The 12,048-nt window shown below is 73.4% G+C and carries 9 protein-coding genes and 1 pseudogene; 7 read left to right on the top strand and 3 right to left on the bottom strand.

The genetic code is table 11. From position 1 onward, the window contains the following. Window positions 1-487: 487 nt before the first annotated feature. Together IG86_RS0135275 and ptsP are read left to right on the top strand one after the other, a co-directional pair. Entirely contained in the window at window positions 488-937 is a 450-nt protein-coding gene (locus IG86_RS0135275; RefSeq protein ID WP_030663814.1) for a PTS sugar transporter subunit IIA, read from the top strand. A 75-nt stretch (window positions 938-1,012) separates the two neighbouring features. Then, window positions 1,013-2,683, top strand: a complete 1,671-nt coding sequence (gene ptsP, locus IG86_RS0135280) for a phosphoenolpyruvate--protein phosphotransferase (RefSeq protein WP_030832415.1) — start codon at window positions 1,013-1,015, stop codon at window positions 2,681-2,683. Between the two features lie 60 nt (window positions 2,684-2,743). On the opposite strand, the gene IG86_RS0135285 is transcribed toward ptsP, so the two are convergent. Further along, window positions 2,744-3,709 carry a hypothetical protein gene (locus IG86_RS0135285; protein WP_045937055.1) on the bottom strand — a complete coding sequence of 322 codons (966 nt, stop codon included), beginning with the start codon at window positions 3,707-3,709 and terminating at the stop codon, window positions 2,744-2,746. A 64-nt stretch (window positions 3,710-3,773) separates the two neighbouring features. Beyond that, a complete protein-coding gene (locus tag IG86_RS0135290; RefSeq protein ID WP_030832422.1) occupies window positions 3,774-5,756 on the bottom strand; it encodes an acetoacetate--CoA ligase in 1,983 nt (660 codons plus the stop codon). 242 nt (window positions 5,757-5,998) lie between these two features. Here IG86_RS0135290 and IG86_RS0135295 point away from each other — a divergent pair, with 242 nt between their 5' ends. Beyond that, entirely contained in the window at window positions 5,999-8,578 is a 2,580-nt protein-coding gene (locus IG86_RS0135295; protein WP_030832424.1) for a glycoside hydrolase family 31 protein, read from the top strand. 81 nt (window positions 8,579-8,659) lie between these two features. Here the strand turns inward: IG86_RS0135295 and IG86_RS0135300 are convergent, their stop codons facing one another. After that, complete coding sequence (locus IG86_RS0135300) at window positions 8,660-9,169, bottom strand: NUDIX domain-containing protein (RefSeq protein WP_030902339.1); 510 nt, start codon at window positions 9,167-9,169, stop codon at window positions 8,660-8,662. A 23-nt stretch (window positions 9,170-9,192) separates the two neighbouring features. Here IG86_RS0135300 and IG86_RS39430 point away from each other — a divergent pair. The 4 genes and pseudogenes from IG86_RS39430 (at window position 9,193) to IG86_RS0135320 (ending at window position 11,946) form a co-directional block, all read left to right on the top strand. After that, window positions 9,193-9,878, top strand: a pseudogene (locus IG86_RS39430) (M15 family metallopeptidase). Window positions 9,879-9,891: 13 nt separating this feature from the next. Beyond that, the gene (locus tag IG86_RS0135310; RefSeq protein ID WP_030832432.1) at window positions 9,892-10,230 is read left to right on the top strand and encodes an Mpo1-like protein; all 339 of its coding nucleotides are present in this window, start codon (window positions 9,892-9,894) and stop codon (window positions 10,228-10,230) included. A 70-nt stretch (window positions 10,231-10,300) separates the two neighbouring features. Then, complete coding sequence (locus IG86_RS0135315; RefSeq protein ID WP_234349062.1) at window positions 10,301-10,759, top strand: Zn-ribbon domain-containing OB-fold protein; 459 nt, start codon at window positions 10,301-10,303, stop codon at window positions 10,757-10,759. Continuing rightward, a complete protein-coding gene (locus tag IG86_RS0135320) occupies window positions 10,756-11,946 on the top strand; it encodes a lipid-transfer protein (RefSeq protein WP_030832438.1) in 1,191 nt (396 codons plus the stop codon). The genes IG86_RS0135315 and IG86_RS0135320 overlap by 4 nt, the downstream gene beginning before the upstream one ends. Window positions 11,947-12,048: the final 102 nt, after the last annotated feature.

The raw sequence follows: 12,048 nt of genomic DNA on the forward strand, positions 1-12,048 counted from the left end.
CTCCGGGCTTTCGTTCTGCTGTCTTGCGTTTCCGACTCTATCAGACTCTTTCGTGTCCGATTTCCTCGGCCGCTTTCCAGGTTTTCGCTTTCGCGTTTCTCTTTCCGGCGGTTCCGACTCTATCAGCGGTTTTCCTTCTCCCTGACCACTCGCCGCTTTCCCGAATGGGCATGCGAATGAGGGGTAGAGATCGAGATCGAAGCTGAAGAGGAGGATGCCCGTCCATCTGCCGTTCGCGAGATGTTCACGCGGGGCGTCCTGGCGGGAGTCACGACAGTACAGGCCCGGGGGTGCCCAAGCAAATCGATTCAGGCGTATGGTCTAGTCCACCGGTCTAGTCCACTAGTCTCCGTGCCGAAGGACCCAGTCCGGATCGGGACCTACATCGGACGAACCCGCACATCTAGTGACTTATCCTTCTGAAGAGTACGCCGTTCGCAACAGGCTGTGACGGCGACACAAGAGCCCCACCCCTGGGAGGCCCCCCATGACCAGCGTGACGTCCCCACTTGCCGGGCGCGCCATCGGACTCGCGGCAGTGCCGGACCCGGTGTTCTCCGGCGCGATGGTGGGACCGGGCACCGCCATCGATCCCGTGCGCGAGCCCTCGGAGGCGGTGTCCCCCGTCGACGGTGTGGTCGTCTCCCTGCACCCGCACGCGTACGTCGTCGTCGACGGCGAGGGTCACGGTGTACTCACGCACCTCGGCATCGACACGGTCCAGCTCAACGGCGAGGGCTTCGAGCTGCTCGTCAACAAGGGCGACACCGTGACCCGCGGCCAGGCAGTCATCCGTTGGAACCCCGCTGCCGTCGAGGCCCTCGGCAAGTCCCCGATCTGCCCCGTCGTGGCGCTCGAGGCGACCGCCGAGTCCCTGTCCGACGTCGTCGAGTCCGGCGACGTGAAGGCTGACGAAGTCCTCTTCAGCTGGCAGTGAGCCTTCCGCCCCGCACGGGCGTGACGGACATCCATCGCGGCGGCCAGGCCCGCCGCCCAATCGGAGAAGGGTGAAATGGAGACAACGCTGCGAGGCGTCGGCGTGAGCCACGGGGTGGCGATCGGCGAGGTGCGGCACATGGGTACGGCGGTCCTCGAACCGCCGGCCAGGCAGATCACCGCCGATGAGGCGGCGCGCGAACAGGGGCGCGCCCGCCAGGCCGTGAGCGCCGTGGCGGCCGACCTGATCGCGCGTGGCCAGCTGGCCGGTGGCGAGGCCCAGCACGTGCTCGAGGCCCAGGCGATGATCGCCGAGGACCCCGAGCTGATGGCGGACGTGGACCGGCGGATCGCCGTCGGCAGCACGGCCGAGCGCGGTGTGTACGACGCCTTCGCCGCCTACCGCGACCTGCTCGCGGGCGCCGGCGAGTACATGGCCGGCCGGGTGGCCGACCTGGACGACGTGCGGAACCGGATCGTGGCGCGGCTGCTCGGCGTGCCGATGCCGGGCGTGCCCGACAGCGACGAGCCGTACGTGCTGATCGCGCGGGACCTGGCCCCCGCCGACACCGCACTGCTCGACCCGGCTCTCGTCCTCGGCTTCGTGACGGAGGAGGGCGGGCCGACCAGCCACAGCGCGATCCTCGCCCGGGCGCTGGGCGTGCCGGCGATCGTGGCTCTGCCGGGTGCCGGCGAGATCGCCGAGGGGACCATGATCGCGGTGGACGGCAGCACGGGCGATCTGTTCGTCGACCCGTCCGCGGAGAAGCGGGCCGAGCTGGAGGCCGCGGCCGCCGAGCGCAAGGCGGCGCTGGCCGCCTCGTCCGGTCCCGGTGCGACCTCCGACGGTCACAGGGTGCCGCTGCTGGCCAACGTCGGCGGTCCCGCGGACGTGCCGGCGGCCGTCGAGGCCGGGGCCGAGGGTGTGGGCCTGTTCCGCACCGAGTTCCTGTTCCTGGACGACAGCAAGAAGGCTCCGTCCGAGGACAAGCAGATCGAGTCCTACCGCAAGGTGCTCGAAGCCTTCCCCGAGGGGCGTGTCGTCGTACGGGTGCTCGACGCGGGCGCCGACAAGCCGCTGGACTTCCTGACTCCGGCGGACGAGCCGAACCCGGCGCTGGGCGTGCGGGGGCTGCGCTCGCTCCTGGACCACCCGGAGGTGCTGCGTACGCAGCTCACCGCGCTGGCGAAGGCGGCCGAGGGCCTGCCGGTCCACCTTGAGGTCATGGCCCCGATGGTGGCCGACCGCGCCGACGCGAAGGCCTTCGCCGACGCCTGCCGCGAGGCCGGTCTCCAGGCGAAGTTCGGTGCGATGGTGGAGATCCCCTCCGCCGCGCTCCGTGCGCGCTCGATCCTGCAGGAGGTCGAGTTCCTGTCGCTGGGCACCAACGACCTGGCGCAGTACGCCTTCGCCGCCGACCGTCAGGTGGGCGCCGTCTCCCGGCTCCAGGACCCGTGGCAGCCCGCGCTGCTCGACCTGATCGCCATGGCGGCCGGGGCGGCCAAGGCCGAGGGCAAGAGCTGCGGTGTCTGTGGCGAGGCCGCCTCCGACCCGCTGCTGGCCTGTGTGCTGACCGGTCTGGGTGTCACTTCCCTGTCGATGGGTGCAGCGTCGATCCCCTACGTCCGGGCGACGCTCGCCAAGCACACGCTGGCGCAGTGCGAGCGTGCCGCCGCGGCGGCGCGTGCGGCGGACAGCGCCGAGGAGGCCCGCGTGGCCGCCCAGGCGGTGCTCTCCGGCGAGTAGCCGGAAGGCGTGTCGTGTGGTTCGTGGGGCCCCCGCCGGTGGCGGGGGCCCCACGGCTTTTCAGTGGTGCGGGCCTGGGGCGTCGACCTCGTAACCGGGGCAGTACTCGACGCCCGGTTCGGGGGCGACGAGGTCTCCGGTGTCGGCGTCGGTGCAGTACGCGTTGAAGACGGCGGCCGCCGAGAGGGCCGTGAGGCGGCCGCGGTCCAGGCGCCAGCCGTGGACCCGGTCGCGATGGCCCTCGGTGGTGCTGCGTACGACCAGTCCCCCGGGGCCGCCGAGGGCGAGGCCCGCGGCGAGGACCGTCACGAAGTCGAGGCTCTCGCGGCCCTCGATGCGCGGCGGGGTGTCCGGGTCGCCGGTGGTGTCGGCGTGGAGGACCGCGACGAGCTGCTCGTCCTCGGTGGGGACGCTGCAGACGAAGTGGTGGTGGCCTGGGCCGGCGCCGGCCACGAGGCGTTTGAGCGCGTCGGCGGCGCGATCGAAGGAGGCGTGGCCGATGTCCTCGCCGCAGTCCGCGCAGCGGCCCACCCCGGCGAGGACGGCGGTGGCGTACTCCCAGGTGGCGTGGCGGACGGCTTCGTCGACGAGGAGCGGCACGAGTTCGTCGATGGGCTGGCCGGTGTAGGGCAGGACGGTCCCGCTGCCGGCGAGCTCGGCGGTGAAGCGGGTGCGGGTCTCGGAGGTGTCCGGGTCCAGCCCGTGTTCCCCGCAGTACTCGGCGTACTCGTCGGGGTCGAAGAGCGCCACGGTGGTGTGGATGCCCCGGGCCGCGAAGGACCGGAGCAGGCCGTCGACGTGGTGGAGGTAGTCGGCGTAGTCGGATGGGCGGTCGAAGCCGAAGGTGCGGTAGCCGCACATGGCCGCGAAGTCCCCGGCGTCGGCCAGGAGGCCGACGGTTCCGGGGACCTCGCGGCGCAGCGCGCGGCGCCGGTGGGCGCTGCGGGTGCCGCGGGTAGTGCGGGTACTGCGGTGACCGGGATTGCTGCGGGTCCGGTGGGTACCGGTGTCGTTGTCGTGTGGCATGGCTGGCTCCCCCTGAGTGCGAACACTTGCTCACTCAGCGTAACCATGACCACTGACAGTGACCTCAGTCTCGGGTGCGGGTGCGGGCCAGCTCCTCGTAGAAGCCGAGGAGGTCGATGTTGTCGACGGAACCCGGGTTGACCGCCTTGGCCAGCGGTGTGCCCTGGAGGAGCCGCTTGACGGGGACCTCGATGCGCTTGCCGGTGAGGGTGTGCGGGATGCCCGGTACCTCGATGACCTCGTCGGGGACGTGGCGCGGGGAGAGTTCCTCGCGGATCGTCGCCTTGATCCGGGCGCGCAGGTCGTCGTCCAGGGCGGCGCCGGGGGCGAGGTGGACGAAGAGCGGCATCCAGTAGCCGCCGTTGGGCTCCTCCAGGCCGATGACCAGGGACTCCTTGATCTCGGGGAGTCGTTCGACGGCCTCGTAGATGTCGGCGGAGCCCATCCGGACGCCCTGGCGGTTGAGCGTGGAGTCGGAGCGTCCGTGGATGATCACCGATCCGTGGTCGGTGATCGTGATCCAGTCCCCGTGGCGCCAGACGCCGGGGAACATCTCGAAGTAGCTGTCGCGGTAGCGGCTGCCGTCGGGGTCGTTCCAGAAGTGGATCGGCATGGACGGCATGGGGTTGGTGACGACGAGTTCGCCCACCTCGCCGGTGACCGGCTTGCCCGAGGGGTCCCAGGACTGGAGGTCCGTGCCGAGGCAGGCCGCCTGCAGCTCGCCGATGTGCACGGGGAGGGTGGGGACGGCGCCCGCGAAGCAGCTGCAGACGTCGGTGCCGCCGCTGACGGAAGCGATCCAGAGGTCTTCGGCGACCTCGTCGTGGAGCCAGCGGAAGCCGTCGGGCGGCAGCGGGGAACCGGTGGTGGCCACGCACTTCACGGCGGAGAGGTCGAAGTCGCGGGACGGGTGGACCTCGGCCTTGCGGCAGGCCATGACGTAGGCGGCGGAGGTGCCGTAGAGGGTGGCGCGGGTGCGTTCGGCGATGCGCCACTGGGCGCCCGTGTCCGGGTGGCCGGGGCTGCCGTCGTAGAGGACGACGGTGGTGCCGGTGAGGAGTCCGGAGACGAGGAAGTTCCACATCATCCAGCCGGTGGAGGTGTACCAGAAGAACCGGTCCTCCGGGCCGAGGTCGCAGTGCAGGCCGAGCTGCTTGAGGTGTTCGAGGAGGATGCCGCCCTGGGACTGGACGATGGCCTTGGGCAGGCCGGTCGTACCGGAGGAGTAGAGCACCCAGAGGGGGTGGTCGAACGGCACCGGCTCGAAGACGGGCTCGGTGTCGGCGGCGGTGAGCGCGGACCACTCGAGGGCGCCCTCGGGCGCGGGCGTGCCGAGGAGCGGGATGTGGACGACGGCGCGCAGGGTGGGCAGCTCCGCGCGGAGTTCGGCGACGGCCTCGCGGCGATCGTGTTCCTTGCCGCCGTAGCGGTAGCCGTCCACGGTGAACAGGACGACGGGCTCGACCTGCTGGAAGCGGTCGAGGACGCTGCGGGCGCCGAAGTCGGGGGCGCAGGAGGTCCACACGCCGCCGACCGCGGCGGTGGCGAGGAGGGCCATGGCAGCCTCGGGGATGTTGGGGAGGTAGCCGCTGACGCGGTCGCCGGGGCGTACGCCGAGGGCGCGCAGCTCGGCGGCGAGGGAGCCGACCCGGCGGCGGAGTTCGGCCCAGGTGACGGGGACGGGTTCGTGGGTCTCGTCGACGTACAGCAGGGCGGGGTCGTCGGCGCGGGCCGGATCCTCGGCGGCGCGCAGCGCGTGCTCGGCGTAGTTGAGGGTGGCTCCGGTGAACCACTGCGCGCCGGGCATGGACCGGTCGGCGAGGACGGACTCGTACGGGGTGGTGAAGCGGACGTCGAACCATTCGGCGACGGCCTGCCAGAAGGTGTCGAGCTCGTCGACGGACCAGCGGTGCAGGGCGGGGTAGCCGCCTTCCGCCGGGGCTCCGAAGCGCGTTGCGGCCCAGGCCTGGAAGGCGGTGATCCGGGCCGCGGAGATCCGGTCGGGGCCCGGCGCCCAGAGGGGTTCCGGCTGGGTGGCTGAGGTCATGGGTCGGCTCCCGGTCAAGTCTGCGGCTCGCGCTTCGTGTGCGTACGGTGCCATCGCGCGGGGGGTGCGCGCGCGGCGGCTCACAGGGACGATGCCATGTGATCGACGGCTGCACCAGGGCGGACCTGGCCTGTCGGGTGGCCGGCCGGGGGATGCCGCCGGTGGCCGCCGGGTCGCGCCGGCGGGTGAACGGCAGTTGAACGCCGTCCCCTCGGCCGGGGGCCGGTGGCAGGGTGATCGGCATGGACGGTCGTGATCTGGTGCGTGCGGTGATGGACATCGGTACGGAGCGCGGTCGGCGCGCCTGGCTCTCGGCGTGGCGCCGGCGGCGCGCGGACGCGGTGGGGCTCCCGCGCCGGGGCGCGGAGCGGGCGCGGGTGCCGGGGCTGCTGACCGGTACGGAGCCCCGGCCGGGCGGTGGGGTGCTGCGGTTCGCCCGCTCGGAACTGGTGGTGCGGGTGATGGCGGGCGGGGTGGTGTTCTGGGCCTGGGACGGGGCCGGGGCGACGCCGTCGTACGCGGTGGTGGGGAGCGGGCCCGAACCGGACCTGCGGGCCGTGCTGGAGCCGGACACCGGGGGCGGCTGGCGGGTGGTGTCGGAGCGGGTGACGGTGGCGGTGTCCCGGCACGGGGCGGTGGAGGTGCGCACCCCGGGCGGGACGGTGCTGCGGCGTGAGTCGCCGCCGCGGTGGTGGGAGCCGGTCGCCCTCGCCGGGGAGGCCGCGGAGGGGGCCGGTCGCGCCGGGACGCGTCGCGCGGGGGAAGCGGCGCACCCCGGCGGACCATGGACCGCTCCCGGCGAGGACGGTGCCGGTAGCGGCGCAGCGGGGAGCGCTTCCCGTGGGCCGGGGGCGGCCGTCGCAGAGGGAGGGGCGGGGGCGGTCTCCGGTGCGGTCGGGGCTCGTGACGGCGGGCCCGGGGTGGCCTCGGGTGGGGGCGCCGGCGGGGCTCGGTGGGTGGTGCGCAGTGAGGTGCCGGCGGACGCGCGGTTCTTCGGGCTCGGTGGGCGGGCCGCGGGGCCGAGGCTGCGCGACGGGGTGTACCGGTTGTGGAACACGGATCCGAAGGGGGGCTTCGGGCCCGGCGTCGATCCGCTGTACCTCACCATGCCGGTGCAGATGGTGGTGGCGGACGCGGGGACGCACCTGGTGTTCCACGACAACTGCTGGGACGGCCGGGTGGTGCTGCGCGAGGGCGAGGAGGGCGTGGGGTCGGGGCCGGACCGTCCGGGGACGAGCGAACTGCGCATGGAGGGCGGGCCGCTGCGGTGCTGGTTGCTGGTGGGGACGCCGGCCCGGGTGCTCCAGGGCTGGTCGGGGCTGACGGGCTCGGCCGCGGTGCCGCCGCAGTGGGCGCTGGGGTACCAGCACGCGCGGTGGGGGTTCGGGAGCGCGGCCGAGGTGCGTCGGGTGGTCGCCGGGTACGCGTCGCGCGGGCTCGCGCTGTCGGCCGTACACCTGGACATCGACCACTACGACGGGCACCGGGTGTTCACGGTGGACGAGGAGCGGTTCCCGGATCTGCCGGGTCTGGCGCGGGAGCTGCGGGAGAAGGGGGTGCGGCTCGTCTCGATCGTGGATCCGGCGGTCAAGGCGGGTGACGCGCTGCACGCGGCCGGGCTGACGGTGGGGTCGGGGGGCGCGTTCGTACGGGACGCGCGCGGCCAGGAGGTGCGGGGGGAGGTCTGGCCGGGCGAGTGCGCCTATCCGGACTTCACGGATCCGGTGGTGCGGGAGTGGTGGGGCGGGCTGTACGAGGAGCGGCTCGCGCAGGGTTTCTCCGGCTTCTGGCACGACATGAACGAGCCGGTGTCCTTCGCGGCGTTCGGGGACTCCACGCTGCCGCGGTCGGCGCGGCACGCGATGGACGGGGCGGGCGGTGACCATCGCGAGGGGCACAACGTGTACGCGCTGGGGATGGCGCGGGCGGGGTGGGAGGGCCTCGTGCGGCTGCGGCCCGCGGAGCGGCCGTTCCTGTTCTCCAGGTCGGGCTGGGCGGGGATGCAGCGGTACGGGGGCACCTGGTCGGGTGATGTGGAGACCAGCTGGGAGGGGTTGCGGGCCTCGCTGGCGCTGGTGCTGGGGCTGGGCCTGTGCGGGGTGCCGTACTCGGGGCCGGACGTGGGCGGGTTCGGCGGCTCGCCGACACCGGAGTTGTACGTGCGGTGGCTGCAACTCGGTTCCTATCTGCCGCTGTTCCGCACGCACTCGGCGATCTGGGCCGGGCGGCGGGAGCCGTGGGAGTTCGGGCCGGAGGTCGAGGAGCAGGCCCGGGCGGCGATGGCGGAACGGGAGCGGCTGCGGCCGTACTTCGTGACGCTGGCGCACATGGCGCGGCGGACGGGCGCTCCGTACGTGCGGCCGGTGTGGTGGGGGGCGCCGGAGGACCGGCGGCTGCGCGACTGCGAGGACTCGTTCCTGCTGGGTGACGCGCTGCTGGTCGCGCCGGTGCTGGAGTGCGGGGCGGACCGGCGGGCGGTACGGCTGCCTCGCGGCCGGTGGTACGACACCGCGACCGGGGCGGCGCACGAGGGGCCGGGCCAGATCCTGCTGGACGCCCCGCAGGGCCGGATCCCGGTGCTGGCGCGGGCGGGTGCGGTCCTGCCGGTGCGGTCCGGGTCGGCGTCGGAGGGCGGGGTGGAGCTGGAGGTCTGGGCGCCGGCGCGGGGCCGTACGGGCGGCGGGGTGGTGGTCCGGGACCCGGGGCCGGGCTTCGGGGCGGGCGTCGTCGAGCGGTACACCTCGCGGTGGGCCGGGGAGACGGTGGTGGTGGAGGACGAGTCGGGGACACCGGTGGAGGGGGTGGTGGTGCGGGGGCTGTAGCCGGACGGTGCGGACGGGCGCGGCTTCAGGAACCGGCTCGGCCCGGGACCCCGCGCCTCGAAGGCCGGCGGGGCCGGAGGGTCAGGTGTAGCGGCCCGCGAACCAGGAGGAGGCCGCCTGGGTGTGGAGGGGGAAGGCCAGTGTCGTGGGGGCGCGCAGGACGTGCCATCCCGTGGTTTCGTCCGTCGGCTTCGAGGCGGGGAGGGTGTGCGCGGGGCGGGGCGGGAGGAGGCCGAAGAGGAGGAGGTGGCCGGCCGGGGAGCTGAGGGCGTCGGCCAGGGTGACGTCCGCCGCGGTGGCCGTGATGCCGGTCTCCTCGCGCAGCTCGCGGACGACGGCGTCGCGCCAGTCCTCGCCGAAGTCGATGAAGCCGCCGGGGAGGGCGATGCCGCCGAGGGCCGGTTCGATCGTCCGGGTGATGACCACGAGGCCGGTGCCGTCCGCGTCCTCGACGGGGAGGAGGGTGACGGCCACGGGGAGGGGGTTGCGGTAGGCGGTGGCTCCGCAGGCCGGGCAGGTGCGGGGCCAGGCGGTCGTACCGTACGGCGCTCCGCAGGTGGAGCAGTGCGAGTCCCTCAGGTGTTCCGGCATGCGGTGATGGTATGCCAAGGGGTATGCGGATGACGGCTGTTGTGGGGCTGGTCGGGTTGCTTGCGGGCGGGGCGGCCGCGCCGCCCGGGTTCACGGTGCTCCGGGAGGTGGATCCGAGCATCCGGCATGACGTCCGGTACGCCGGAGAGCGGAATTTCACCGGCGGGGTGGTCGACGGGTACGAGGAGCCGGAGTGCCTGCTGGCCCGGCCGGCGGCCGAGGCGTTGCGGCGGGCGCAGCGGGTGCTGTTGCGCAGGGGCTATTCGCTGCTGGTGTACGACTGTTACCGGCCGCAGCGGGCGGTCGACCGGTTCGTGCGGTGGGCCGGGGAGGAGGACGGTCCGGACGACTTGGCGCGCAAGGCGGAGTTCTATCCGCGGGTGGAGCGCGGCCGGCTGATTCCCGACGGGTACATCGCGGAGAAGTCGGGGCACAGCCGTGGCAGCACGGTCGACGTGACGCTGGTGGAACTCTCCGGCCGGGAGGTCGACATGGGGACCGCGTTCGACTTCTTCGATCCGTTGTCGCACACGGACGATCCGCGGGTGACCGGTGCGGCCCGCGCCAACCGGCAGTTGCTGAAACGGGTACTGGGCGGGCAGGGGTTCGTGAACCTAGGGAGGAGTGGTGGCACTTCACCTACAAGCCGGAGGCCTACCCGGACACGTACTTCGACTTCCCCGTCGCTGTCGCCGAGGTCCGGCCGTGAGTACCTTGCCCGCATGACTTTCAGCTCGTACGAGGAATTCTGGCCGTACTACGTCGCGATGCACTCCCGCGCCGCCACGCGCTGGGTGCACCTCACCGGCACGCTCACCGGTCTGGCCCTGACCGCCTACGGGGTGGCGCGCGGCCGCAGGCGCTACCTCGCCGCGCTTCCCCTCATCGGGTACGGGACCGCCTGGCCGGCTCACTTCCTGATCGAGGGGAACAATCCGGCCACCTTCGGACACCCGGCGTGGTCGCTGCGCGGGGACGCGCGGATGATCCGGATGATGCTGGCCGGGCGGGACGCCGAGCTGGACGAGATCGCCCGGAAGTGGCTCGCCGAGAACCGGTGACCCGGGCCGGCCGGCCGTGGCAGACTCCTAACTTCTGACGATACGTCAGCTCTTCGGCATGGGAGGGGTCTTGGCACGCACACGCACACCCGTCGTGAGCGGGTGGTTCACCGAGAACGCGCCGGACGGGGGCGGCTTCCGGCTGCTCGGCACCCGGTGCTCGGCCTGTACCGCGGTGTTCTTCCCCCGCGAGGACGCCTTCTGCCGCAACCCGCGCTGCCCCGGCGGCGGGGAGCTGGCCGAGGTACCGCTGTCCCCGCGGGGCCGGGTCTGGTCCTACACCGACGGGCGCTACCGGCCGCCCGCGCCGTACGTGTCCGACCCGGCCGCGCCCTGGGAGCCGTACACCCTGGTCGCGGTGGAGCTGGAGGCGGAGGGGATGGTCGTGCTGGGACAGGCCGCGCCCGGGGTCGGGGTCGCCGATCTGGCGGTGGGCATGGAGGTCGAGGTCGTGGGCGGCGTGCTGCACGAGGACGCCGGGACCACCTGGACCACCTGGCTGTTCAAGCCGGTGGGAGGGGCCGCGTGAGCACCGAGGTGGCCGTCCTGGGGGCCGGCATGCACCCGTGGGGCAAATGGGGCCGCAGCTTCGTCGAGTACGGGCGCAGCGCGGCGCGGGCGGCGCTCGCGGACGCGGGCCTGGACTGGACGGACGTGGGGTCGGTCGTCGGCGCGGACACCGTGCGTTCCGGATACCCGGGCTACGTGGCCGGCGCCACCTTCGCCCGGGCCCTCGGCTGGCAGGGCGCCCGGGTGACCAGCGTGTACGCGGCCTGCGCGTCCGGGGCCCAGGCGATCGGGGCGGCCCGTGCGCAGATCCTGGCGGGCCAGGCCGAGGTGGTGCTCGTGGTCGGCGCGGACGCCGCACCCAAGGGGTTCTTCGCACCGGCCGGCGGCGACCGGCCGGACGATCCGGACTGGTTGCGGTTCCGGGTGCTGGGCGCGACCAACCCGGCGTACTTCGCGCTCTACGCCCGCCGCCGGATGGCCGTCCACGGGGACACCCTGGAAGACTTCGCCCGGGTCAAGGTGAAGAACGCGGCGGCCGGGCGGCTCAATCCGCTCGCCCGCTACCGCAGGGCCGTCACCGCGGACGAGGTCGCCGCCTCGGCGGTGGTCGCCGATCCGCTCCGGCTGCTGGACATCTGCGCGACCTCCGACGGGGGCGCGGCGCTGGTGCTCACCAGCATGGACTTCGCGCGCTCGCGCGGGGTGGCCGATCCGGTGCGGATCCGGGCGGTGTCGACGGTGACGCCCACCTATCCGCGGACGGTGCTGGACCTGCCGGACATCGCCACCGACTCGACGACGGCCGTGGAGCCGGCGGCCGGATCCTTCCGGTCCTCGATCGCGCGCGCCGCGTACGAGGAGGCGGGGCTCGGGCCGGAGGACCTCTCGCTCGCCGAGGTGTACGACCTGTCCACGGCCCTGGAACTGGAGTGGTACGAGGACATCGGGCTGTGCGCCGAGGGCGAGGGGGCGAAGCTGCTGCGGGAGGGGGCGACGGCCCTGGGCGGGCGGATCCCCGTCAACACCAGTGGCGGGCTCGCCTCGTTCGGGGAGGCGGTGCCGGCCCAGGCCATCGCCCAGGTGTGCGAGCTGACGTGGCAGTTGCGCGGCACGGCCGGGGAGCGGCAGGTGCCCGGCGCACGGGCGGGGATCACCGCCAACCAGGGGCTGTTCGGGCACGGGTCGGCCGTCGTCGCCGTGCGCTGAACAGCTCGTGCCGTCCTGGTGCTTGACGGCCCCCGGCGGCGGGTTCACACTCGCTCCACGGTCCCGCACCGCCTCCGGGCCCACGAAAACCCCCCGTGAGAG

Source organism: Streptomyces virginiae (genome assembly GCF_000720455.1).
GTDB lineage: Bacteria > Actinomycetota > Actinomycetes > Streptomycetales > Streptomycetaceae > Streptomyces > Streptomyces virginiae.